This window comes from Rossellomorea sp. ABR4_012 (assembly GCF_056159545.1).
In genome coordinates this window covers 67,831-92,246 of sequence record NZ_JBSWVK010000004.1, presented here as the reverse complement: position 1 = coordinate 92,246, position 24,416 = coordinate 67,831, and the positions used below count along the sequence as shown (strand labels likewise).

Genomic DNA, 24,416 nt, shown 5'->3' with positions numbered 1-24,416 from the left:
TTTGACAGCTGCATGTACTTTTTTTATGATTAAAATATAATACATGAACATATTGTCATATATTGAAGAGGAATAGGAGTGACTCCATGGGAAAAAATAATAATGAAGATAAATTAGTCGAGTTAAAAAAGGGAGAGCCAGCCAGCAATCAAGAAGATTGTCATGAAGATTGCGTGGAAATTGATGAAGAAACTCTTTTTATCGTCACCCAAACATTCAAAGCGTTGTCTGAACCGACCAGGGTGAAAATACTGCATTTATTAGCCCAAAAGGAGCATTCAGTCAATGAAATTGCGGGAAGACTGTCACTTCTTCAAACAACCGTCTCACATCAATTACGGTTCTTGAAGAATCTTCGATTGGTCAAATACAGACGTGAAGGTACAACTCTTTATTATTCTGCTGATGATGATCATGTGATGAACATGCTTCAGCAAACGATCCATCATGCGAGACATCACTAAAAATCACCGGGGGAATTTACATGAATGAATATAAACTCCAGGGCCTCACTTGCGGTAACTGTGCGAGGGAAATGGAGGAGAGTATCAATCAATTAGAAAACGGAGATGGGTCAAAAATCCTCTATAACAGCAGCAAGCTAGTGTTGAGCGATGGAGTAGACATGCAGGAGGTCGAAAAAATTCTTTCATCTGACGGGGCGGCAATCATGAAAGAAAATCCTCATGATCATTCTAATCAATCTCATGCTCATTCTCATACCAGCAATGACAATATGAAAATTTTAATCGGCTTGTCTGCGATTATTTTCTTTTCTGCTATATATGTAGACAGCCAACTGAATAACCTCGTGCCTGTTACCATGTATCTCACAGCAGCAGCCACAAGTGGTTATACTACTTTTATAAAGGGTGCCAAGAATCTTTTAAAACTTAAATTCAATATCGATACGCTCATGACTATTGCTTTAATCGGTGCTTTTTCAATTGGAGAATGGAAAGAAGGAACACTTGTTGCAATCCTGTTTGGTATCAACGAGCTTCTGGAAGGGTTAGGAATGGAAAAAGCAAGGAAGTCTATGGAAGACCTTCTCAAAGTGGCTCCGAAAGAAGCAATCCTGATTGAAAATGGGCAAGAACGGGTAGTACCGATCAGCACCTTGAATGTTGGGGATCTGGTGCTGGTGAAATCCGGTCAGAAGATTCCATCCGACGGGATTGTGGCTTCCGGAAAAAGTTCTGTAAACGAATCTGCCATTACAGGTGAGGCGATGCCTGTTGAAAAAGTAGCAGATGAAAAGGTATTTGCTGGAAGCATTAACAACGAAGGGGTATTAAAAGTATGGATCTCGAAAGAATATAAGGATTCCTCCCTGGCAAAAATCCTTCATTTGGTCGAAGAAGCACAGGAAACAAAAACCCCTACCGAACAATTTATTAATCGTTTTGCCAAATACTATACGCCAATCATTATGGTGATATCTGCTCTCGTTATGATCTTACCTCCACTTTTATTAAATGGAGAATGGGGATTCTGGTTCTACCAAGGATTGGCGGTCCTCATTGTAGGCTGTCCTTGTGCATTGATCCTTTCCTCTCCGATCGCAATTGTTTCGGGAATTGCACGGAATGCTAAGAATGGAATCCTTGTCAAAGGCGGAGTATTCCTTGAACAGCTTGGAAAGATTGATACTATTGCATTTGATAAGACTGGTACATTAACGAAAGGGCAGCCATATGTTGAGAAAATGGTTGTCTTTGATGAAGAAAACTTCTTCCTAGTGGCGGGTTCAGTAGAAAAATCTTCATCCCACCCAATTGCTAAAGCAGTGATGGAAAAAGTGAATGGTCAAACTATTCCTCTTGCTGAACCTGAAGAAATCAACACCATTTCCGGTCAAGGAGTATCTGCAGTCATTAACGGTAAAACATACAAGGTAGGTAATGAAAAAAGTATTGCCTTCCCATTACCTTCCGAGGTAGAAAAAAACATCGATATCTTGAAAAGTGAAGGATATACACTTGTAATTGTTTCGAGTGAAGAAAATGTTCTAGGTCTCTTTGGTATCACCGATGAAATCAGGGAGGAGAGTAAAGACATCATAGGTGAACTTTACTCAGCCGGAATCAGAAATGCCGTGATGCTTACGGGTGACCACAATAAAACGGCTGAAAAAGTCTCGAAGCAAGTCGGATTGACGAACTACTTTGCAGGTCTGCTGCCAGATGAAAAAGTGGCAAAAGTGAAAGAACTGACTGCTGGCGGGAAGGTTGCCATGGTTGGTGATGGTATTAACGATGCACCTGCATTGGCAACTGCAGACCTGGGCATTGCCATGGGTAAAGGAACAGACAGCGCAATTGAAACAGCTGATATTGTCTTGATGCAGGATCATCTGGGAAAACTTCCTTCAGCCATTAAGATATCAAAAAAAGTAAATAAAATAATCAAATTGAATATTTCACTTGCACTCGGTCTGAAATTGATTGCATTATTATTGACAATCCCCGGATTACTGACACTCTGGATTGCCATATTGTCTGATATGGGAGCAACGATCTTGGTCACCTTGATCAGCTTAACTGTAATGTTTGGGGAAAAGAAACAAATCACTCCAACGAGATAGCTTGAACGTCACATGATATTCAAACGTTTCCGTGTAAAATAAGAGCTGTAAGAGTTACAATAGGAATAAAGGTCCTAAGGAGGTTGAGGGTTATTCTAAATCTACTATTAGCTTACGTCATTTTATCCATACCTGCATTACTCGTTGTTTTATTTTTCAAGCGTAAATCGAAAAAGGAACTTGAAAACTTAAATGAAGATGAGTATACCTCAAGACATTGATTTTAAAAAATGCTCATGGCTGCACAGGCAGCTGTGAGCATTTTTTATGGGAAGCTTTCTTTATCTTCTATCGAGATATCTCTTGCTTCTTCTTTAATGTTACTGCCATGTTAATCCTAATTATGAACTGTTGGTTCTCTTCATCTATATTTATTTATTAATAAAGGACTTTTATGTTATTTCTAGAAAGTATTTTATTGGAATCTTTTTTAGGAGGAGAAGAAATATGGAGAAACTTGACTTTGAAATAGTTGATCTGCCTGCATACCGCGCCATTGGATTAAAGTGGGACGGAGCATATTTGGAAATTCCAGCTTTAAAAGAAAAAATTTACGAAATGAGTGCACGTGCCGGGGAACTGGAACACGCTGTTAATACACATATACAATTAGGTTTGTCTTATCACGTTCGTCCCGATGGATTCGTTCACTATTCTGCATACGAGGTAGGCCAGAAGCAACAGATTCCAGAAGGTATGGAAGAGATTCTGGTGGATCCAATGACATATTTAAAAATCCATCATAAAAAAGGCGGAGACATCGGTCATACTTATGCAAAGATTTATAAGTGGATGAAAGAAAATGAGGAGTATACCCCTTTATTTGAAAGCGATGCAGAGTACTATGATGATTTGCCGATTAAACATGAACGATATCCTCATGACCGCGATCTAAAGGATCCACATTTTGATATATTAATACCGGTGACTAAGAAATAAGAATTTTGGAGGGAAGAAACCATAATGGTGATTGGGGTCTTTTCTTTTATGGGAATTGACGGCTTGTTTGGATACTATAAGAGGACTGACCTTACAAAGGCCTTTAAAAGAGATACTGCTCCTGATCACGTAATTAAACTTAAAAAACGAACCCATCCGACTCTGGATGGGTTTATTAGTTATCTGCCGCAGTTACATTTTTTACCGTGATGTTCATGTTTGCGGTGTTTATGACAATTACATTTATGATGCTTCATGCAGTCACAGCCGCCATGATGATGCTCTTTCTTGCATCCGCACTTGTTCCATTCGTGATGATGGTTATCTTTTCTGTGGCAATTGCAGGAATGAGAATCCTTGATTTTGAAACATTTTTGTTCCACGGCCTCACTTCTTCTGGAGTCCCTGCAGTCATCATGGTCAAAGTCGTCATCATAGAAGGAGCAGTGTATAAACATCAAGTTGTCCCAGAAATTGCAGCGTTTATGTCTTCTTCTCTTTCTCTCGCAGCCATGAAAATTTGGAAACCACATATTATTTCCCCCTAACTCCGCGTATTTGCCAGAGGTAATACCTCGACTTAGTACATTCTATGTATATTTGTCCAATTCGTATGGACGAGCGCCCGATTATACAAGAGATTTTTTACATAAGTTGAAGCTTTTGGCTTTTATTAGCGCATTCCGTTGGGGCTCCATTCGACTATTGATAATGAGAATAGAGATGATATAATTTTATACTTGGATAAAGATTAAGAGATTAAGTTCTGTAAGTTTGAAAGAAAATACCTATATTATGGGGAGGGTATGAATCAAATGAATAGAAGATTACTAGGCATTAGTGTCATTCTGTTTCTGTTAATTGCCTCATTTTCACTGTTTGGAAATGGTAAATGGGCTGAAAATGATTCAAAAGCAGTTGTAAATGTAGAGAAAAAAGAGTTAAGTGATTTTCCAGGATTAAATCTGGAGACAAAGACCAAAGAGGGAGAGCTTTTTACATCTTCAATTTCTACGCCATACACGAAAAGTGATGCACTTAATAGCCAAATCAATGCTTGGATCCAGAAAAAACAGAATGAGTTTATGAAAGATATAAAAAAGAATGAAGCATTTCTCAGTAAAGATAAGCGTGCACATTTGAACATAAATATTGATACAGCTAAGGTTAATGAGCACATATATAGTTTCACCCTAGAATCTTACCAATATACAGGTGGAGCAAATGGTAAGACAGAGGTTCAGCCATTTACGATCAACTTGGAAACTGAAAAGGTACTTACATTGCAGCATGTAGTAAAAAACAATACTGAGAAGAAGATTGCCTCTCTTGTTAAGAAAGAAATAATGGCAGATAACAACTTTGCCATGTATGTTTTTGATGATATTTTGAACGAAGCATTGAAAGATACCCGCAAATGGAAATGGTCGATAAATAAAAGTGGATTCTCTCTCTATTTTGATGAGTATGAAATTGCTGCAGGAGCCGCTGGATCAGTCAACATCGAAATACCTATTGAAAAAATGGCACCCTATCTTAATGAAGAAATCCTGGAAGGGTTAAAAGAGAAGGCGGAAGATGAATTGCCTGAAGAACTAACTCCTGATATCGTTGATCTTGATCCGGATAAAAAGGTTGTAGCCTTAACTTTCGACGACGGGCCCCACCCAAAAGTTACTCCTGAAATACTCTCCACTTTGGATAAATTCGATGCAAAAGCAACATTCTTTATGCTGGGTAATCAAGCAGAGTATTACCCTTCTGTTGCACAGGAAGTGGCGCAGCATGGACATGAAATCGGTAATCATACGACGAGCCATATGGATCTCACCAATCTCAATAAAGAAGAAATGATTAAAGAGATCGAAGCCTCAAATCAGCTTATCAAAATGGCCAGCGGTCAAAACCCATCTGTTTTCCGTCCTCCATATGGAGCGTATAATAATGACGTAAAAGACTACATAAAGGAAAAAAACACACCTTTAGTTTTATGGTCTGTTGATTCACTTGATTGGCAGTCGCGTAATGCAAATGAGGTGAATGATAAGGTGAAAGAAGAAATTGTATCAGGGTCCATTATCTTATTACATGATATTCACCCATCAACAGCCGAGGCGCTGCCTGAGCTGCTCGAAAGCTTGGAAAGGGAAGGATACCAATTCATTACCGTCTCCCAGCTTTTGTCACTTCAGGGACAATCGGGAGCTGGGCCTCATTACGGAAAAATTAAATAAATGGAAGAAGGCGCATTTCATCTTTGAATGCGTCTTTTTTACGTAATGGGAGATAATTCTTTACTTTGATGAAAATGTTCTTAATACTAGATAGATTAATGATAGAATGATAACTGGTTATAGATTCCAATACATAATCTTCCTCATCGAAACTAAAAGTAGCTCTAGGGAAAAATTAGAAAGGGGAAAACGATCAGTGACAGAATGGACTCTCACTTCAGCATCTATGCTGTTACTATTTTTCATTGGCAATAGAATTGAAAAGAATATTAAAAAAAAGCAGCATTCATTAGAAAAGAAGTCATTGCATCCTATACAAAAAGTGTGCGGAGGGATGCTGATGACTCTTATGGGGGCCGGTGCCGTTTACTTTGGTTTTATTAATGAAGATTTTATAAGTTCTGAGCTTTACTTTTTAAGCGCAGCTGTTTTATTTTTATCCATCAGTGCATGGATGGAATGGAGGCTTGATCATAACAACAAGGTTCCCCTTCTTACACTTCTTCAGTTAGGCACTTCATTGGCAATATTGATTATCGTCTGCCTTATTCAAATTGTGGTTTCATAATAGAAATAATAAAAAGGCTAAGAGTCTTGATTGACACTTAGCCTGTGGATTACAAAAATCTTGTTCTTATAACTAAAGTATATCACACAATATATGGAAATTTCAGACTGTTTTTAACTTTTATTCTCCTCTATAATCAAAATTGAATGAAGGAGGCGTGACTATGATTAGAGGGTTTGCGGACTTAAAAGGGACATCTGAATTTTTTTCCCGGCATGGTGACATACCTGCCAGAAAAATACCGTGGTTTATAGTTTCTCCGATTGGATTGGGGACTCATCTTGGAGACATGACAGAAGCTGATTCGTCTCTTTATAGACAATCCCTATCCTATGCACTGACTCATGGACTCAATTTTATTGATACAGCCATCAACTATAGAGGGATGAAATCTGAACGTGATATTGGCAGGGTCATTACGGAATTGATCGATGAAAAACTCTTGTTAAGAGAAGAAGTAATCATTTCCACTAAAGCAGGTCTCATCCCTGGAGACATTGATGCAAAACTGGTCCCTGCTGACTACTTGAAAGAGATACTTTTATTCAAAGAAATCATATCTGAAAGTGACTTGCATATCGTAGGACACATGAAGCATGTTTTGGCACCAAGCTACTACGAGTTTGCAATGAATGAAAGCAGAAAACATTTAAACCTCAACACCATCGATATCTATTACATTCATAATCCTGAAATTTCAATGAAAGTTTTGGGGCCACACGTATTCTATGAAAAATTGAGTGATCTCTTTACGTATCTAGAACAAGCGGTTAATCAAGGTAAAATCCGATTCTATGGCATGGCTGTTTGGGAGGCATTCCTCGTCACCAAAAACAATCCATCCTATATTTCTTTGGAGAAGTGTATAAAGATTGCGGAAAAAGCTGGAGGCGAAAATCATCATTTCAAATTTATTCAATGCCCCCTTAATAAAAACAGAAGGGAAGCGGCAGAGTGCAAGAATCAAATGGTGTCTGAAACACCTTTGACCACTTTGGAAGCTGCTGATGAACTGGGTATCCATGTAACAACGAGTGCTCCATTCGATCTCGGTAACTTGGTAAATGAAAGTGACACAGCTGCTTTATTAAAAGATGTAACAGAGACTGTGGGAATTCTATCTACAATGGCTGGAATGAAACATGTAGAAAATGTGAAAGCCAATCTGGATTCGATAACGATTCACAAGCAAGGGGAAAAACGATGAAGATCTATACTTTTTATCCAAATCAAGGAAGAGAGATAACAAAATTCAATTCGAATTTCATCATGACAAGGATCGTCCAAACAAATCAAGAAGCACATATAGGTTGTATATACCTTGAAAAAGAAGGGGTTGTAGGCTACCACCAGGCAGTCGTGCCACAACTTTTATTGGTTGTGAAAGGGAAAGGGCTGGTCAGAGGGGAAAAGGGCGAATATGCTGCCGTAAAAGCTGGTGAGGCGGTCTTCTGGGAAAAGAATGAGTGGCATGAAACAAAATCGGATGGTGGAATGACCGCGATCGTAATTGAATCCCCTGAATTGGAACCTGGAGCGTTCATGGACGTCAAAGACTAAATATCACATTCATATAATGTTGGTCTCATAGACTAAGATAATCCAAGGATCACTTTAAGGGGGCATTTAATGAAACAATATTTATTCTTGGTGATGTTAATAGCTGTTACTTTAGCCGGATGCGGCAGTAATGAGCAACTCATATTTAATGGAGAAAGTAAAAATTGGACCGGAGAATATAAGGCGAACATCGTCGGCGGGGATATGGAGGATGGGGAATATACATTCAGGTTTAAAGATGGAAAGGGAAAAGAGGAAATCCAGTTCGACAGTCTTGAAATCATCATTAATAAAGACTAATCAAACACCAAAGTTCGTGAGTATAGTGGTGCACCCGTAATAACCGTTTCAAACTCTTGCTCGGGCTGCTCTGTTACTGAAAAAGAAGAAACCATTGAAGTCACCATCAGATGGGATGGAACGAATGAAGAGACATTTGAATTAATGGGAATTCAGTAAATAGTTTTGAAAAGAAGCCCTGTCCCGGGCTTCTTTTCATATAATTGAATTTCTTGATATCTTCTATTTTTTTTGCTTCCACTCTTCATAAAGAATTCCGTATACAACATGATCCACATAATGATCATACAGCCATTCAGCCTGCCTGATGATGCCTTCTTCCACAAAGCCCAGCCGTTCGGGAATGCTTCTGCTTTTCTTGTTCTCTTTAGCTGCCCTGATATCGACTTTATTCAATTTATGATACTCGAAAGCGTAATCCGTCAATGCTTTCGCAACGCGCGTCATGATACCGTTTCCTTGATAATCCTGATGGAGCCAATACCCGATATAGGCTGTTTTATTGGACCAATCGATTGAGTTATATCCAGCAGTGCCGACCACTTTCCCTTTGTAAAGAATGACGGTGTTCATGCTTTTATTTTCAGCATAGCTCCGCATGCAGCCTTGAATGAATTCCTTAGTATCATCTGTTTTCTTCGTGTAATCCACCCAGCCCAGCCACACTTTCAAATGGTCTCTTGCAGTATCGACTAAATGAAACAGCTCTTCAGAATCATTCAAGTCGACCAATTTTAAAGACAAATCTTCATCAATCTTATGTAGAAACATTATCTACACCCCCATAATGTAATATTGTATAATTTTACTATATGAATAGAAAAAATTCTCGAATAATTGTAAAAATATGAACTAGGATTTTAACGGTATTTGATTTGTAAATATAGACTTTTAATAAGAATAAGAGGGATTAAGGTGCACATTTATGAATTGAGTGAACGGAAAGATTTATTTGAAAAGGCAGTCAATGCTTTTTGGAAACAATGGGGAAGCGCAGAAAGCTACAATTTTTATAAAGATTGCATATTGCGATCGTGTGAAACGGATGAAGAGGTACCGAGGTTTTATATAGCGATGGAAAATGAGAAAATCATCGGAACTTTTGCTATTTTACGCAATGATATTAACAGCCGGCAGGACCTGACTCCTTGGCTTGCTTGTTTATATGTAGACCCTGAATTCCGTGGCAAGGGGCTTGGTTCACAGTTTCTGCAGTATGCTTTAGATGAGGCGGCCCGGAAAGGTTATAAAAAGCTTTATCTGGCAACTGATATTGACGGTTACTATGAAAAATATCAGTGGATTCATACAACTGTGGCGTTTGGATTAGGCGGAAGTTCAATAAAAGTGTATGAAAAATCAACAAAGGTTTGATACGCAAGATTAGAACTTTATTGTGTGGAGGTTATTCTGTGAAGAACATACATAGGGGAGAACTGAAAGATTTAAACGAATTAGTACATATTGATAAAGAAACGGTAGGGAGTGATCAAAGACGTGAGGAGATTGAAAAAGCGATCAAGAATCGTCAATGTATAGTTTGCAAAATGGCTGGAGAGGCAGCTGGCTTTCTTCTATATAACAGACATTTCTTCGGTCATGCGTTTATATCTTTGATCGTCGTCCGATCTTTTCATAGAAAAAAAGGATTGGCGAGAGCCCTCATCTCAGCGTTTGAGGAAGAAATGAATGGAGAAAAGGTTTTCTCTTCCACGAATCAATCAAACGATATCATGCATCATCTCTTCCGTTCTTTGGGCTATGAGAAAAGCGGTTTTGTTGACAACCTTGATGAAGGAGACCCTGAAATCATTTATGTTAAAAAAGGATTAGACATGGACGGCTTATGATTAAACGGGTTGACATCGAAAAGGAATCGAGCGCAAAGTAAGTATTACATATTCAATATTTGTCTTATAAAATCGAAGCCGATTTGATTGGATTCGATGAATTGCCACCACTAAAGGATACCTTAGCTTCATTACACCAAGCAGGAGAAACATTCTTTTGCTATTATGAAGATGAGAAATTATGGGAAGTCATTTCCTTTAAGTAGACAACCGCGTTGTCCGACATTCACAGGTTGATGGTCCATCCCACTCACTTCAGACAAAGAATTGATGAAAGTGCAGGGTAAACAGAATGATACTATGGTAGTTTCAACTCGATCAGAAAATACAACAGCTCTTAATTTTTATAAAAAATTCGGGTTTGTAGTTTTGGGTGAAAAGGAAATAGAAAAAGGATTTTGGGTCACTAATTTGAGGAAAGAATTAAATGTAACAAGGAGGAATAACGATGGACAGTATCATTTTTGATTTGGACGGGACGTTATGGGACTCGAGGGAAACGGTCTTAAAGGCATGGAATGGGGTAATTAGTACACACGATAAAGTGAAGAATGAACTAACGTCGCAGCAGCTGAGGGAAACGATGGGGCTGCAGATGCATGAAATCGGAAGAAAGTTGTTTCCTCAACTTGATGAAGAGGAAAGGGAAGAGTTCATGAATGCTTGCTCTGAAGTTGAAACCCAATATCTTAGTGAAAAAGGAGGAATCCTCTATAACCGTGTGGAGGAAGTACTGAAAGCACTGGCGAAAAAGTACAAGCTCTTTATCGTGAGCAACTGTCAGCATGGATATATTGAAGCATTTTATGAGTATCATAGATTGGAAAAGCACTTCATTGATTATGAAAACCCGGGAAGAACCGGTCTATCAAAAGGGGAAAATATTAAACTGATTATCAACCGAAATCACTTAAAGCAGCCGGTTTACGTAGGAGATACAGAAGGAGATCGAAAAGCAGCTCAGTCTGCGGGTATTCCCTTCGTCTATGCAAGGTATGGATTCGGTGAAGCCAAAATTCACGATTATGTAATCGATTCATTCGAGGAAATGCTAAAGATATTTTAGAAAAGGAGAGCAAGAAGATGCCATCAGTTGGAGTATTTGCCGTGATACAGGATGATTGCGGCAGAATCCTGTTAACTAAAATCAGATATGGATCGGGGAACTGGACCTTGCCAGGCGGTCGTTTGGAGCGGAATGAATCTCCATTCGATGGTGTACGGAGAGAGGTTATAGAAGAAACCGGATATATAATAGAAGTTGACCATTTAGTATCTGTATATTCTGCACCTTCAAAGGATGATCTGGTGCTCTTGTTCAAAGCCAGCATAGTGGATAAGAAAGAGTGGATTCCTGATGAAGAAATCGAGAAAGTTGATTTCTTTGACCTGGTAGATCTACCTTCTGACATGCATTGTTGGAACCGGAGACGAATCCAGGATGCGATCGACGGGGAGAAGAGTCAGTTACGTATCTTTGAATAAATCCGGTTATCATGGAAATAGTACATTTGTCAGTTTGAACCCTACATAAGACTAATACTGTATGACATTTCTGCTGGCATTTACAATTTCTCTTCCCAATTCTATTTAAGTATTCATATTTTGGGTAAATACTAAGAATCAGACCAATATGAGGAGGAACTGGATTGGAGAAATTATCAAATGAGTTTATGGAAGAAGTAGTGAAGGCATGCAGACCATATACAGCTCAAGGCGAAGTTATAGATCATATACCAGGTTTGGATCAGTCTCATGCAACCGATCTGGGAGTGACCATCATCACTCAAGAAGGTGACGTTTATTCAGCAGGAGAAGATGACTGCAGCTTTTCCCTTCAAAGTATTTCAAAAGTCATCATCTTGTTAATGGCGTTAGAAGACTTCGGAAAAGAAGTAGTCTTTCAAAAGGTAGGCATGGAACCGACTGATGATTTCTTCAATTCAATATCTAATCTGGAAGACTATGAAGGACACCGGCCGTACAATCCACTTATTAATTCAGGAGCCATAGCGACGGCGAGTCTTATAAACGGATCAACTGTTGAAGAACGATTCCAGCGGATCATATCGTTTCTTCAAACCATTACAAGTGACGAAAGAGTAATGTTTAACGAAGAAGTATATCAATCTGAAATCAAAAATGGTGCCCGAAATCGTTCACTTGCTTATTTCATGGAGAGTACCGGTGTTCTTTCGGGTAAAGAAGCGGAGGAAGCTCTGGATCTTTATTATCGCGTGAATTCCATCGACATCACCTCACTTGCACTAGCAAAGCTTGGATGTTTCCTGACCAATCACGGCAGGAGTATCGAAACCGGAGAGCAGCTGATCCAGGCTAGACACGTCCGGACTGTGAAAGCGATCATGCTTACATCAGGGATGTATAATGAATCTGGCACCTACGCCGTTGAAGTAGGATTTCCCCTTAAGAGCGGTGTCTCAGGAAGCATTGTCGGTGCGGTTCCGGGGAGAATGGGAATCGGCATCATCGGTCCTTCCATTAATAAAAAAGGTAACAGCGTAGCAGGAGGACAAGTCTTACGTATGCTGTCTGAGAAGCTGAAATTAAATATATTTCATGATTAAATCACTTTATTTAAAGGAGCAGCTTTCGGGCTGCTCTTTTCATTAAAAGAATAAAATGCTGATCCAGTTAAAATATACCAAATTAAAGGGTATTCTCATGTTCACGTTGAAAACAATACAGGGACTCATCAAAAAATAGGGGGAATTGTAAAAGCCTGTGGGAATCCATTTTACAAACCATTCAAAAGAATAACGATTTTAACGAGGTGTATAAATGAGCTGGAAGAGTGCGTTACAAACTGTATGTGACATCTATGAAAATAGCAATAAACATTTTGATTGGATGATAGTCGGTTCGGTGGGGTCGGTGCTGCAGGGGTGTGATATGAAGCCGGGAGACCTTGATATTTATACAAAACATCCAGAAGGAGTTGAGGAATTCGCTCGTTTGATGACTGAGTATGCGCAGCCATCAAAAGGTGATATCAAGTCTGATTCTGAATGGTTGTCAACAAGGGGAGTACCAATTCTTCACCAAACCTTTCCTTCGGGATTTTCTTGGTCAAAAGCCCGATATAAGGTTAATCATTTTGAAGTGGAGATTGTACATATTGCTGATTCTGCAGGAATACCTGACTCCCTGACAGGCAGCGGGATTTGGGAGGGAGGCCAATACATTTGGGAGCTAGCCAAGACAATAAGCTTTTGTGGTCACACAATCAGGATGGTTCCTCTGGAAATTCAGCTGGAGTCGAATCTTAGAAGAAAACGTGAAGAAAGAGTACAATCCATACTTCTGTCAATGAGAGAGAATGGATATGATGAATTCCTTATTAAACAAGCATTATCAACGTATCATTACTCCATTATAAAAGACGAACTTTCCATGTGTAGGGGGAAATTAACGTGATCATCATGATAAACGGTGCTTTTGGTTCTGGGAAAACAACCATTGCAACCGAGCTATTAAATAAAATCAATGACAGTATGATATTCGATCCAGAATTAGTCGGATATATGGTAAGAGAGATTTTGCCTGAAGATATCAAACTGAAAGAATCAAAGAACGGTGATTTCCAAAATTATGAACTTTGGAGAGTTCTTACAGTGGAAACTGCCAGAAAACTGAAAGAAAAATATGGGAAGCACCTTATCGTCCCCATGACGCTTAGAGTTCCTGAATACTTTACTTATATAATCAACGGATTCAAACAAATTGACGAGGACACTCACCACTTTTGTTTACAAGCCAGCAGGAAAACGATTTTTGACAGGCTCCGAAACAGGGGGGAAGAAGAAGGAAACTGGTGTTTCCAGCAAACCGAAAAATGTCTTAACGCATTTGAAAAATATGATTTTGGTGAGTATATAGATACAGAGAATGTGGAAGTGCAGGCTGTAGTTACGGCCATTATGAATAAGTTGACGTGTTCAGAGTTGAATAATATTAAGTATTAAATTCAAGAAAACGCCCACTTAGGGCGTTTTCTCTCAGCTAAACTAGGAAACAACCATTATCCAGTCCTCATCTAAGCTTTCAACACCTTTATCGAACGTCAATTTTGTTTTAAAGAGATAGCGTATACCCTTTTCATCAACTTGTAGCGTTTTGGGTATTCGATAAATAAAATTAAGCTTGTTAGATTCATCAGGCTCTAGTTCTTCCGATTTTAATATCGTGGTAGTATCGATTGTTTTCTCTGTTGAATACTTATCTACCTTTACTAGATCACAGTCGATTCGCCTCAACTTCTGCTTCACAATTCCACCTTCCAATAAGAAGTACCCATTAAGCAGCTCTCCAGGATGAAAGGCTGTTTTCGGCAATATCAAATCAATTTTTGCAGATCCGACACCAAACATGGAAACGTACTTTCTTAGTAACATTCAGGCATTCTCCTTCTCGAGTTTTGTATGTTTCTTATCTAATTTCTCTTCGATTTTTTTTAACTCTTCCTTATCACGCATAATTTGCTCTTTATTATTCTGAATCAATTGTTGTAAATTTTTTTTAATCAAGTTCCTCTCATCCTTTCAAATTTAAGCTGGATATACAAAAAGACCTTTACCGGTTTGGCAAAGGTCTTATATCCTGCATATATCAACCTTCACCAGCTGGTAAAGGTCTCGCTAACAACATGGTTGTCAATAAAGCCGAGAGTTTGTGACTCCGTAATGACGACTTTATTGTAAAAGCTACTCCCCTTTAGGAGAATATGAATTTATGAGTTCATCTTAATTGATTTAAAATGAACTGTCAAATGAAAAGCGCTTGCGGGATTTGTCGAGAGAAAAAAAGTATGGGTTATTGCATGTAAATCATTTACTATGTTAAACTTCATTTACGCGGTAAAATAAAATTTACTGAGTAAAATTAGTTTCAGGAGATGTTCTTATGAAATCGATGTTTATTATCAAGGAGTACGATCAGTTAAAAGCGTTAAGCGATCCATTCAGGATCAAATTGATGATGCGCCTTGTAGAAAAACCATATACAGGACAGCAGCTATCTGAATTGTTCGAAATGTCACGCGCAAGAATACATTATCACCTGAAAGAGTTAGAGAAGCTAGGCTTGATAGAAATTGTTAAAACCGAAGAAAAGAACGGGATTGTACAGAAATTTTTTCAATCGGTCTCAAGCGGATTTTATCCTGATGCAAGCCTGCTGCCTCATAAAGAAGAAATAAGTGAAACGAAGAGGCTTATGATGTACGGTATGCTTGAACGGACGATGAGCAGGATCCTTGAAGCTCCGAGTACAGCATTCGAAGAAGCCGGAGACAAGAACCCTTCTGAATGGAACATACTTGCAACTTCTTGGGAAACCACCAGTTCCGAAGACAATTTCAAATGGTTCGTTAAGGAGTATTTCGAACTTGTAGGCGAATTCCAGAAAAGAGCCAAAGAAGAAAAAGAAACTGATCAAAAAATTTATTATATGACCGGGATGGGATTCGAAGTAGAAGAATCAAAATTTACAGAGGGTATAATGGATGACGAAAAAGAAAAAGACCGGTAAACGGTTTTTTTTTGGAATGTCAGTAAAATAATTTTTACTGAATAAAAGTATTTTTCGAATAAACGGTATAAAGATTAATCTGAATAAAAATTTTAAGCAGATATAAGGAGGTTAAAACATGAAAGAATTATTATTCAAAAATAGGAACTTTGCATATTTGTTTTTCGGGAGACTGGTCACGAATATGGGGGATAGTATCTATTATGTTGCAGCGATGTGGCTTGTTTATGAGCTGGGGGGGAATTCGTTTTACACAGGGTTGGCTGGATTTCTGACGCTGCTGCCGGGTACCCTTCAATTCCTGATCGGACCGCTTGTAGACAGATGGCAGATCAAGAGGGTATTGATTTGGACTCAGCTTTTGCAGGGGGTTCTTATTTTAATGATCCCCATTGTACACTATACCGGACTCCTTACTGTGACGTTCATCCTGGTTATCATGCCGGTGATTTCTGCTCTGAATCAATTTGCATATCCCGGTCAGGCTGCTCTGCTTCCTCGAATTGTCCGGAAAGATCAGCTTGTCAAAAGTAATTCATTATTCTCTTTTGCATTTCAGGGTGTCGATCTGGCCTTCAACGCACTTGCGGGTCTTCTGTTGACGGTGGTCGGAGCCATCACCCTCTATATGATTGATGCTGTTACATTCATTGCTGCAAGCATCCTATTCAGCTTGCTGCATCTCCCAAAGAAAGATACGGTTAAAGAAAAACAAAATGTGAAAGAAGCTGCCTTGCAGTACAAGTACGACTTAGCAGAAGGCTTCTCAATTGTTTTCAAATCCCATTTAGCTCAATTCCTGCTTGGTTCGATCGTTGCAAACTTTGCCATCGGATCTGTATACGCCATATTACCTGCATTTGCAGATGGAAGAGGAGGTTCTGGGCTCTACGGACTTTACTTGGCGTCGATTTCAGGCGGAGCTCTGATCGGTGCGTTATGTGCATCTTGGTTTGGACGCTTTGCAATCGGTAAGCTTACCATACTTTTATTTTTGTTCGGAGGGGGCATGTGGCTGGTTTCGGGAATCGTTCCTTATAATGGTGTCAGCATCCTTTTATTTGGATTATCATGGATTCCGATAGGTGCCACCAATGTCATATTTGGCGCAGCCATTCAATCAATGGTTCCTTCCCACCTGCTCGGCAGGATATTTTCGGTAACGGCTTCATTAGGTGCAATGGCAATGCCGATAGGGTCCCTCCTTGGGGGATATCTTGCGAATCAGTTCGAACCAGGCACCGTATACCTTTCAAGTGCGGGCGGTATTTTGTTTATTGCCGTTGTGTGGGTACTGAACAAGACGCTGAGATCCCTTCCGCAATCGTCAAATCTCAAGCCTGAAGATATGGGACTCCCATCTGAAACACATACAGCATCTCATGAAGGAATATCGTGATGACAGGTCGAATGTATAATCAAAGTGAAAAAGTAGAGGGGTGGCAATTTGTACGAATTAAAAACTAAGCAGAATGAGAATAGTGTCCTGGAATTCATTGAAAGTGTAGATAGTGAAAAAAAGCGGGAAGACGCCTACAAACTTTTGGATATCTTCACCGAAGAAACGGGCTTCCCAGCAAAAATGTGGGGACCGAGCATCATTGGATTTGGCTCGTATCATTACAAATATAAATCTGGGCACGAAGGAGATTCATTTCTTGCTGGATTCTCTCCGCGCAAAGCGAAAATCAGTCTCTATTTTGCTCCGGGGGAAATAGAACGGGAAGAGCTCCTGAAGAAATTCGGGAAACATACCACAGGAAAAGCATGTGTATACATTAATAAGGTAGACGATATAGAGGTAGAAGTATTAAGGGAATTGATACAGGCTTCGATTATATTTTTGAAGAAAACGTATCCGGAAGGTATTGAAGAAACAACCAAATAAGTGATAGGACGAGGGGTATGAGATCTGCTGATTTTGTACTCTTTTTTTTGGTTTGTTACGTGGGAATATATGGTATCATCAATAGGTGAAGGACATTTTCGGAGGGTGTGATGAACATGAATAGTACATGGAATAAAGCCATCTACAAATTATGGGCACCCGTATATGATACGATTTTCAACTCTGGGGCTTTTTTAAAAGCAAGAAAACAGTAATTAGTGAGTTGGAATTAATACATACTTGTTCCTGCTGGAAGAGGAGCTTTTTTACTATCTCAATCCCATCAATATATGTTCACTTCTCGTCCTGATATTTCCGACTTTTACCAACTTCTTATCTTCTATTCATTTCCAAATATTTAATCAACAAAAAAACTGCTGAATTGTCAGCAGTTCTTTTATGGTTATCGAGTTACCTCTTTAAAGGATATCTGTTTCATTTCATCTGTTTTAGGATCAAACCTGATGTCGATCATCACCCCGAATTCCTTATCTTTTCCTTTTAACCAAAGTTTAAATTTTTCTGTGCTAAAATCAGCACTATCCTCCCTCCCAATATGGAGGTAATCAATGATCTGGGCTTCAGGGTAACGTTCTTTCGTTTTTTGCATGGCAATTTTTCCCCATTTCGCATATGAAGGTACTGTCACACCGATACTATCGAGATTTTTAGCTAGAGTGATGGGCTGATGTATTCCGATTGTGACCAGTTGAATAACGAACAAACACAAGATTATTTTTTTCATTTTTGTGTATCCCTCCCAGTTTTTGTATTATCTTTTGTTAATTTTCATTTCCTATTCAGAATGGAGATTTTCCGAATCTTTTGCATATACACATTCCATTCTGTGCTACTATCGAATCAAGGTTATTTTAGGGCTGGCTATTTGTCTGTACAGCAAATATTATAATTCTTTTATATTGAAAGAGGGATACGGATGTCATCGATACACGTGAACTGGGGAGAGTCAATCGTTAAATTAACCTGGGTAATCAGCAGTTCTCTGCCCGATAGAAAACTGATTACAAGTGCTCATGGTTTATGTTTTCATAAAAATGAACTTATGCTTGTTAATCTTGAACACAGGGGATGGGATTTCCCAGGCGGCCATTTGGAAGCAGATGAAACACCACAAGAGGCATTTAGCCGTGAAGCACTGGAAGAGGGATGTGTCGAAGGAGATTCCGTTTTACTCGGTTACATAATCGTTGATCACAGTCATAATCCTAATTGGGATGAAACAACCAAGTATCCGAAAATAGGCTTTCAAGTCTTTTACAAAATGGATATAGAGCATCTGCACCCTTTTGAAAAAAAGCATGAGTCCCTAGGAAGGATATTTATTGAAACCGCCAGTATAGAAAGCTACTATGATGAGTGGAATCCACTGTATGAACAAATTTTACATACTGCTTGCAAATATCCGAAAGAAAAGGAAGGGGAAAACGTTGAATAACTCAAAAGAGGAAAAGGTTGCTGTCTGCTGGAGCAGCGGCAAAGACAGCTGTCTAGCACTATATAGACTCTTACAAGAAAACAGAAATGTCGCTTGCCTGGTATCAATGATATCAGATAAAGACGCACGCAGTCATGCACATGGCATCAAATTGAAAATCCTCGAATCCCAGGCACAAGCATTAGGAATACGGCTGCACCTGGTGGACTCTGCCGGTGATTATGAACAGTCGTTGATTGATGCACTTAGACAAATAAAAGACGAGTTTGGTGTTGAGCAGGTAGCTTTTGGAAGTTTATTTGCAGAAGAAGACAGGAAATGGAATGAAGAAATTTCAATTAAAGCTGGGATGGAGCCAGTATTCCCTTCATGGATTTCTCCTGAAAAAACAAATGACCTCCTGGAAGAGTTTTTGTCACTGGGCTTTACTGCAGTTATTTGCCGTGCTTCGGAGGAACACTTTGACCATACATGGCCGGGACGTATTCTGAACTCACAATTTTATGAAGAAGTCCAGCAGAAAGGTATTTGTGTAATGGGTGAATATGGAGAGTACCATACGTTTGTTGTGGACGGCCCGATTTTCAAAAAGAAAGTGCAGTTGATACAATCAGGAGTCAAATTGAATTCAGGACTTTGGTCATTGGATATTCAACGCTGTCAATTGATAAGTAAATCACAAGAACAAGAGAAAACGCTATGATTGAAGCTGCTGGTGTATCATTTTTAGCAAAACAGTCACAGTCATAATGAGGCAGAACTGGAAGCAGCCACCAAAGACAAGAAGCGCTCAGAAATGAGCGCTTTTTGTGATAGGCTCTTTTCGCAAACTTTGTTTTATCTCATCTCTTGAGCCCATTCGTTGAAGTATATCCGTTGACATATGACACCGTGTCATCTATAGTGAGTAGGGTCTGGATTATGACACTGTGTCACTTTGAAAGGATGAAGGTCAGCATGCCAAAGCCGACGTTTTTTAACTTAAATGAAGAGAAGAGGCAGGTTTTGATAGAAGCTGCCAATAAAGAATTTTCTCGTGTCTCCCTTTATGAAGCCTCGATTTCAAATATATTGAAAACAGCAGGAATTCCAAGAGGAAGTTTTTATCAGTATTTTGAAGACAAAGAGGATGCATTTTTTTATTTGCTGAATGAACATACCCAGGAAAGACATAAAAAATTCTTATACAACTTAAAGAAGTTCGACGGAGATATCTTTGAAGCGGTTACAGAAATTTTCTACCATACCTTAAAGCGTTCCCATTCTGAAGGGCAGAATAATTTTATTAAAAATGTCCTCCTTAATATGAACTATAAAATTGAAAAAGCGTTCACGAAATTTCTCAGTAAAGAAGAATTAAGCAAAAGATATGATGAAGTATTTCATTTAGTGGATTGGGGGAGTCTGAATATCTCGAATGAAAATCAGCTTTATCACGTCTTGCAAATTTTATCAGCCGTTACATTTCATAATCTGGTACACAGCATTTCAAACGAATTAAGTATCGAGGAGGCAGTTTCTAAGTACAAGTTTGAAATCGAGCTGCTTAAAACTGGATTATCAAAAAATAACTTAATAGACAGATGTTAAGGACAAAGAAAGAAGGGAGAATATGAAGCCGCAATCACATGATGTATCCAAGTCAACAGAAACCTTCAATAAATTTCCGTTATTATTCGTTTTGATCTCAGGGGCTTTTGCGGCCATTCTAAATCAGACGCTGCTTGCCACAGCGCTGCCTCATATTATGGAGGATTTGAATCTTGAAGCTAGTACAGCACAGTGGTTAACATCCATTTTTATGCTGGTGAACGGAGTGATGATTCCGATTACCGCATTCCTGATCGGACGTTTCACGACCCGCTCATTATTTCTGACAGCACTGGGGTTATTTGCAGCCGGAACATTGATATGTGCGGTTGCCCCAAATTTCACCATCTTAATGGCAGGGCGCATCGTACAGGCTTCTGGGGCAGGTATCATCATGCCGCTGATGCAGACGATTTTATTTCTGATTTACCCAGTAGAAAAACGGGGAAGTGCGATGGGGATGTTCGGACTGGTTATCTCCTTTGCGCCAGCTATCGGACCCACTCTGTCAGGGTGGCTGGTCGATCAATTCCCGTGGAGAAGCTTGTTCTACGTTATCTTGCCGATTGTCATCATAGATCTCATCGTGGCTTACTTTATCCTCGTAAATGTTACGAAACAAACGTTCCCGAAAGTGGATATTTTATCAATTATTTTATCCTCACTCGGTTTCGGAGGACTGCTGTACGGTTTCAGTACCGCTGGAAGCACTGGATGGGGAAGTACACAAGTTGTAACTGCAATGATCGTAGGATCCATCGCGTTAACGTTCTTCATTTTAAGACAGTTTAAGCTGAAACAGCCTATTCTTGAATTTCGTGTCTTCAAGATAAAATTATTTACGATTACGACTGCACTCGGCATGCTGGTTTTCATTGCCATGATAGGAGGGGCGACTGTTCTGCCGATTCTGATGCAAAACATGCTTGGCTTTACTGCTTTTGAGTCCGGACTTATGCTGCTGCCTGGTGCACTCATCATGGGCTTCATGAACCCAATCACAGGACGGATTTTTGACAAGTTCGGTGCAAAGTGGCTTGCAGTCACCGGGTTGATCCTGATTTCCGTCACTACATTCATGTTCACAAATCTCACCCCTCAGACAACGTTCATGTATCTGACCGTCGTCAATGCGGTTAGGATGCTTGGTGTCGCAATGGTAATGATGCCTGTCACCACTGCCGGTCTGAATCAGCTTCCTAATTCTCTGATTCCGCACGGAACTGCTATGAACAATACGATGAGGCAGGTATCCGGTGCAGTGGGAACTGCATTGCTCGTAACAGTCATGACGACCGCTGCCCAACCTGAAAGAGGAGTGGAGGGCCTCGTTCATGGAGTGAACGTATCCTTTTTCGTAGCAGCCATCTCCGCATTAATAGGACTGATCCTTGCCTTTTTCGTGAAAGATAAGAAACCTAAGAAAGTGAAGACTACAGCTTGATAATGGTAAGCCGGTTTTATTTTGAAAGAGACTGGCTTACTTCATCCATCACAAGTTTTAAAAAAACCTCGTCATAAATGACGAGGTTTTTCACGTTCTTATTCCCCAGAAGCTTCATCAACATCAGCTGCTACAGCTTTTTTTATGAAAAGTGAAATGATAAACGCTGTCAGTGCCAGCGCTAACGCGAACCAATAAGCGTGGTGAACGCCATATGTCATTGCATCATTCATCACATCCTGAGTAACTGTTCCGGTATGATCATCAATGTAGCTCTCACGACTTTGTGTCATTATGCTTACGAACACCGATACCCCTAAAGCACCTGAAACGGGTTGAAGGGTATTCGCGATGGCTGTTCCATGAGGATAAAGGTTCTTTGGAAGCTCATTCAATGCATTTGTCTGCGCAGGCATCATGATTGCCGATATTGATAACATCAACAGTACATAGACAATGATGAAAAGCCAAATCGGGGTTGCCTGGCTGATATTACTATAAAATAAAATGACTCCTGTGAGTACGATTGTACCCGGTATGATTAATTTTCTCGGACCGTATTTATCAAACAAAGATCCCATCACAGGAGACATTAAACCGTTTAACAGTGCCCCGGGTAATAAGAGCAGTCCTGCAACCTTTGCCGAAAAGCCGAGAGGCCCCTGTAAATACATGGGCATGACGATCTCAGAAGCAAACATCGCCATAATCACGATGATGAATAAAACGACCCCTCGGGCATAACTTTTATATTTGAAGACCCGTACATCCAGTAATGGTTCCTCCAATTTTAACTGTCTTAAAACGAACCAAACAAGACTGACTATACTAACTATAATAATGGTGAGGATTTTTACCGAAGTGAACCCTTCACCTTCTTCCCCTGCAGAACTAAATCCATAAACGATTCCAGCAATACCGACTGAAGAAAGGACGATTGACCATACATCGACACCAGGTCGTGTCACTTCCCCTACATTTTGAAGGTATTTCCATGCAAATAGAATGGAAAACAATGAGAAAGGTATGACAGTGATGAATAACCATCTCCATCCGAGCGTGTCTACGATGACACCGGATAAAGTTGGTCCGATCGCAGGTGCAAACATAATCACCAATCCGAACGTACCCATGATTTTCCCACGTACTTCAGGTTTATAGATAAGCAATATTGCATTCATGATGACCGGTATTAACAAACCCGTTCCGACGGCTTGAATCATTCGTCCGGTTAATAGCATCGGAAAATTGATTGCACATGCAGCGATGGTTGTGCCGAGCAAGAATACCGTCATGACTCCGATAAACATTTGTCTAGTCGTGAACCATTGAATCAATAATGCTGATATCGGCATCAATACCCCCATCACCAACATGAAACCTGTGGCCAGCCACTGAACAGTGGGTGCGTTAACCCCAAATACTTCCATTAATTCAGTTAGTGCAATATTCAATAATGTTTCATTCAAAATGGCAAAAAAAGCGCCAATCATAAAGGTGATCATTATCGCTTTTGAATTGATCTTTGATTCCATTTTACTCCTCCGGTTTTCTTTAAATATTAATCTTTACTATAATCTACTATAAATTTGAATGTGTCCAGAATAAACCTTGAGTTCCTTAAATTTCATTCTCACCATATGATACAATAAATCCAAGACAATAGAAATGAGGGGGCATCGGATGTATATTGAACGATATCTATCTCATCTTTATTCCAAACTTACGATTATCATAGGTGATAATTATCTTACCATTGAAAATGCCAACAACCTTACACCTCAAGAAATCCGGCAGTTCATCCCGCACTTCATCAATCATCCGTCATACAAACATATCAATTCGATTAAACTCCTGTTAGACAAGAGTCTGGGAAATGAACTTGATTCTTTTTTACATTTACATGATTTTCAAATGATCGATAAATTGGTGAGAGTCGAAAGAGGATTAAACTGTCAAGGTTGTTCTGTTAACGATTCCCCTTATGTATATAAAAACCTTAAAGAACTCTCGATACAGGAGTTTAAACATTTGTGGAATCTATCCATGGCAGGATCTCCGAATGCACAGTCAAGCTTAAATATAGATGAACATATCCAAAGCGTCATTAGTGAATTGGGAGAAAATTACGACCTTTCTTGTATGGCTGTATATGAGAAAGAAAAACCAATTGGTGTTATCATACCGCATATCGAACCAGGTACTGAAGATGAGGGCAGACTCTTTTATTTTGGACTCATTCAAAGTGAACGTGGAAAAGGAAAGAGCAGGATCATTCACCAGGACGCTCATTATATGCTTTATAAGGACTTCAAAGCTACATATTATATAGGAAGTACCAGTTACAATAACCAGCCTATGATCCGAACGTTTATCAAAAACGGATGCAGAGTAAAAGAAGAACTTTTATGTTATTCTCTTACAAGATAAAAGCATCCTCTGTAAATTTG

Annotated in this window: 30 protein-coding genes; 25 read left to right on the top strand and 5 right to left on the bottom strand. The window is 39.4% G+C overall.

Annotation, left to right across the window (positions count from 1 at the left end; all coding sequences use genetic code 11):
- The first annotated feature begins 86 nt into the window (after nucleotides 1–86).
- The 9 genes from ACXAFV_RS16465 (at nucleotide 87) to ACXAFV_RS16425 (ending at nucleotide 8,188) form a co-directional block, all read left to right on the top strand.
- Nucleotides 87–464 (top strand): ArsR/SmtB family transcription factor, encoded by a 378-nt coding sequence (locus ACXAFV_RS16465; protein ID WP_475128072.1) that lies wholly within the window; start codon nucleotides 87–89, stop codon nucleotides 462–464.
- A 20-nt stretch (nucleotides 465–484) separates the two neighbouring features.
- Nucleotides 485–2,587: a heavy metal translocating P-type ATPase gene (locus ACXAFV_RS16460; RefSeq protein ID WP_475128071.1), complete on the top strand. Its 2,103-nt coding sequence runs from the start codon at nucleotides 485–487 to the stop codon at nucleotides 2,585–2,587.
- Nucleotides 2,588–3,034: 447 nt separating this feature from the next.
- Nucleotides 3,035–3,526 (top strand): GyrI-like domain-containing protein, encoded by a 492-nt coding sequence (locus tag ACXAFV_RS16455; protein WP_475128070.1) that lies wholly within the window; start codon nucleotides 3,035–3,037, stop codon nucleotides 3,524–3,526.
- Between the two features lie 230 nt (nucleotides 3,527–3,756).
- Entirely contained in the window at nucleotides 3,757–4,074 is a 318-nt protein-coding gene (locus ACXAFV_RS16450; RefSeq protein ID WP_475128069.1) for a hypothetical protein, read from the top strand.
- 267 nt (nucleotides 4,075–4,341) lie between these two features.
- Nucleotides 4,342–5,760, top strand: a complete 1,419-nt coding sequence (locus ACXAFV_RS16445) for a polysaccharide deacetylase family protein (protein WP_475128067.1) — start codon at nucleotides 4,342–4,344, stop codon at nucleotides 5,758–5,760.
- A gap of 196 nt (nucleotides 5,761–5,956) precedes the next feature.
- Nucleotides 5,957–6,328, top strand: a complete 372-nt coding sequence (locus tag ACXAFV_RS16440; protein ID WP_475128066.1) for a hypothetical protein — start codon at nucleotides 5,957–5,959, stop codon at nucleotides 6,326–6,328.
- 163 nt (nucleotides 6,329–6,491) lie between these two features.
- On the top strand, nucleotides 6,492–7,535 hold the full coding sequence (locus ACXAFV_RS16435) for an aldo/keto reductase (RefSeq protein ID WP_475128065.1): 1,044 nt from the start codon (nucleotides 6,492–6,494) through the stop codon (nucleotides 7,533–7,535).
- Nucleotides 7,532–7,888, top strand: coding sequence for a cupin domain-containing protein (locus ACXAFV_RS16430; RefSeq protein ID WP_475128064.1), 357 nt, complete (start codon nucleotides 7,532–7,534; stop codon nucleotides 7,886–7,888). The genes ACXAFV_RS16435 and ACXAFV_RS16430 overlap by 4 nt, the downstream gene beginning before the upstream one ends.
- A gap of 69 nt (nucleotides 7,889–7,957) precedes the next feature.
- Nucleotides 7,958–8,188 carry a hypothetical protein gene (locus ACXAFV_RS16425; RefSeq protein ID WP_475128063.1) on the top strand — a complete coding sequence of 77 codons (231 nt, stop codon included), beginning with the start codon at nucleotides 7,958–7,960 and terminating at the stop codon, nucleotides 8,186–8,188.
- Nucleotides 8,189–8,410: 222 nt separating this feature from the next.
- Here ACXAFV_RS16425 and ACXAFV_RS16420 read toward each other — a convergent pair whose 3' ends face one another.
- Nucleotides 8,411–8,959 carry a GNAT family N-acetyltransferase gene (locus ACXAFV_RS16420; RefSeq protein WP_475128061.1) on the bottom strand — a complete coding sequence of 183 codons (549 nt, stop codon included), beginning with the start codon at nucleotides 8,957–8,959 and terminating at the stop codon, nucleotides 8,411–8,413.
- Nucleotides 8,960–9,103: 144 nt separating this feature from the next.
- Here ACXAFV_RS16420 and ACXAFV_RS16415 point away from each other — a divergent pair, with 144 nt between their 5' ends.
- From ACXAFV_RS16415 to ACXAFV_RS16380, 8 genes are all read left to right on the top strand, one after another.
- Nucleotides 9,104–9,562, top strand: a complete 459-nt coding sequence (locus tag ACXAFV_RS16415) for a GNAT family N-acetyltransferase (protein WP_475128060.1) — start codon at nucleotides 9,104–9,106, stop codon at nucleotides 9,560–9,562.
- Between the two features lie 38 nt (nucleotides 9,563–9,600).
- Entirely contained in the window at nucleotides 9,601–10,038 is a 438-nt protein-coding gene (locus ACXAFV_RS16410) for a GNAT family N-acetyltransferase (protein WP_475128058.1), read from the top strand.
- 270 nt (nucleotides 10,039–10,308) lie between these two features.
- Nucleotides 10,309–10,506, top strand: a complete 198-nt coding sequence (locus tag ACXAFV_RS16405; RefSeq protein WP_475128057.1) for a GNAT family N-acetyltransferase — start codon at nucleotides 10,309–10,311, stop codon at nucleotides 10,504–10,506.
- Complete coding sequence (locus ACXAFV_RS16400) at nucleotides 10,487–11,104, top strand: HAD family hydrolase (RefSeq protein ID WP_475128056.1); 618 nt, start codon at nucleotides 10,487–10,489, stop codon at nucleotides 11,102–11,104. The genes ACXAFV_RS16405 and ACXAFV_RS16400 overlap by 20 nt, the downstream gene beginning before the upstream one ends.
- 17 nt (nucleotides 11,105–11,121) lie before the next feature.
- On the top strand, nucleotides 11,122–11,523 hold the full coding sequence (locus tag ACXAFV_RS16395; protein WP_475128054.1) for an NUDIX hydrolase: 402 nt from the start codon (nucleotides 11,122–11,124) through the stop codon (nucleotides 11,521–11,523).
- Between the two features lie 164 nt (nucleotides 11,524–11,687).
- Nucleotides 11,688–12,626: a glutaminase A gene (gene glsA / locus ACXAFV_RS16390; protein ID WP_475128053.1), complete on the top strand. Its 939-nt coding sequence runs from the start codon at nucleotides 11,688–11,690 to the stop codon at nucleotides 12,624–12,626.
- Nucleotides 12,627–12,840: 214 nt separating this feature from the next.
- The gene (locus ACXAFV_RS16385) at nucleotides 12,841–13,476 is read left to right on the top strand and encodes a hypothetical protein (RefSeq protein ID WP_475128052.1); all 636 of its coding nucleotides are present in this window, start codon (nucleotides 12,841–12,843) and stop codon (nucleotides 13,474–13,476) included.
- Between the two features lie 5 nt (nucleotides 13,477–13,481).
- On the top strand, nucleotides 13,482–14,024 hold the full coding sequence (locus tag ACXAFV_RS16380) for an AAA family ATPase (RefSeq protein WP_475128508.1): 543 nt from the start codon (nucleotides 13,482–13,484) through the stop codon (nucleotides 14,022–14,024).
- 42 nt (nucleotides 14,025–14,066) lie between these two features.
- Here ACXAFV_RS16380 and ACXAFV_RS16375 read toward each other — a convergent pair whose 3' ends face one another.
- The gene (locus ACXAFV_RS16375) at nucleotides 14,067–14,453 is read right to left on the bottom strand and encodes a sporulation protein (protein ID WP_475128051.1); all 387 of its coding nucleotides are present in this window, start codon (nucleotides 14,451–14,453) and stop codon (nucleotides 14,067–14,069) included.
- Nucleotides 14,454–14,585 (bottom strand): FbpB family small basic protein, encoded by a 132-nt coding sequence (locus ACXAFV_RS16370; RefSeq protein WP_475128050.1) that lies wholly within the window; start codon nucleotides 14,583–14,585, stop codon nucleotides 14,454–14,456.
- Between the two features lie 376 nt (nucleotides 14,586–14,961).
- Here ACXAFV_RS16370 and ACXAFV_RS16365 point away from each other — a divergent pair, with 376 nt between their 5' ends.
- The 3 genes from ACXAFV_RS16365 to ACXAFV_RS16355 all read left to right on the top strand — a co-directional run bounded on the left by ACXAFV_RS16365 (nucleotide 14,962) and on the right by ACXAFV_RS16355 (nucleotide 17,476).
- Nucleotides 14,962–15,588, top strand: coding sequence for an ArsR/SmtB family transcription factor (locus tag ACXAFV_RS16365; protein ID WP_475128048.1), 627 nt, complete (start codon nucleotides 14,962–14,964; stop codon nucleotides 15,586–15,588).
- A 118-nt stretch (nucleotides 15,589–15,706) separates the two neighbouring features.
- On the top strand, nucleotides 15,707–16,987 hold the full coding sequence (locus tag ACXAFV_RS16360) for an MFS transporter (protein ID WP_475128047.1): 1,281 nt from the start codon (nucleotides 15,707–15,709) through the stop codon (nucleotides 16,985–16,987).
- A gap of 48 nt (nucleotides 16,988–17,035) precedes the next feature.
- Complete coding sequence (locus ACXAFV_RS16355) at nucleotides 17,036–17,476, top strand: DUF1801 domain-containing protein (RefSeq protein ID WP_475128046.1); 441 nt, start codon at nucleotides 17,036–17,038, stop codon at nucleotides 17,474–17,476.
- A 403-nt stretch (nucleotides 17,477–17,879) separates the two neighbouring features.
- Here ACXAFV_RS16355 and ACXAFV_RS16350 read toward each other — a convergent pair whose 3' ends face one another.
- Nucleotides 17,880–18,221, bottom strand: a complete 342-nt coding sequence (locus tag ACXAFV_RS16350; protein ID WP_475128045.1) for a YqzG/YhdC family protein — start codon at nucleotides 18,219–18,221, stop codon at nucleotides 17,880–17,882.
- Between the two features lie 192 nt (nucleotides 18,222–18,413).
- Between ACXAFV_RS16350 and ACXAFV_RS16345 the strand changes: the two genes are divergently transcribed.
- From ACXAFV_RS16345 to ACXAFV_RS16330, 4 genes are all read left to right on the top strand, one after another.
- Nucleotides 18,414–18,932, top strand: coding sequence for an NUDIX hydrolase (locus ACXAFV_RS16345; RefSeq protein ID WP_475128044.1), 519 nt, complete (start codon nucleotides 18,414–18,416; stop codon nucleotides 18,930–18,932).
- Nucleotides 18,925–19,635: a Dph6-related ATP pyrophosphatase gene (locus tag ACXAFV_RS16340; protein WP_475128043.1), complete on the top strand. Its 711-nt coding sequence runs from the start codon at nucleotides 18,925–18,927 to the stop codon at nucleotides 19,633–19,635. Before ACXAFV_RS16345 ends, ACXAFV_RS16340 begins: the two co-directional genes overlap by 8 nt.
- A gap of 254 nt (nucleotides 19,636–19,889) precedes the next feature.
- On the top strand, nucleotides 19,890–20,522 hold the full coding sequence (locus ACXAFV_RS16335) for a TetR/AcrR family transcriptional regulator (protein ID WP_475128041.1): 633 nt from the start codon (nucleotides 19,890–19,892) through the stop codon (nucleotides 20,520–20,522).
- 22 nt (nucleotides 20,523–20,544) lie between these two features.
- On the top strand, nucleotides 20,545–21,966 hold the full coding sequence (locus ACXAFV_RS16330; RefSeq protein WP_475128040.1) for an MDR family MFS transporter: 1,422 nt from the start codon (nucleotides 20,545–20,547) through the stop codon (nucleotides 21,964–21,966).
- Nucleotides 21,967–22,064: 98 nt separating this feature from the next.
- Here the strand turns inward: ACXAFV_RS16330 and ACXAFV_RS16325 are convergent, their stop codons facing one another.
- Nucleotides 22,065–23,501, bottom strand: coding sequence for an MDR family MFS transporter (locus tag ACXAFV_RS16325; RefSeq protein ID WP_475128038.1), 1,437 nt, complete (start codon nucleotides 23,499–23,501; stop codon nucleotides 22,065–22,067).
- Between the two features lie 148 nt (nucleotides 23,502–23,649).
- Here ACXAFV_RS16325 and ACXAFV_RS16320 point away from each other — a divergent pair, with 148 nt between their 5' ends.
- Nucleotides 23,650–24,396, top strand: a complete 747-nt coding sequence (locus ACXAFV_RS16320) for a GNAT family N-acetyltransferase (RefSeq protein ID WP_475128037.1) — start codon at nucleotides 23,650–23,652, stop codon at nucleotides 24,394–24,396.
- Nucleotides 24,397–24,416 lie beyond the last annotated feature (20 nt).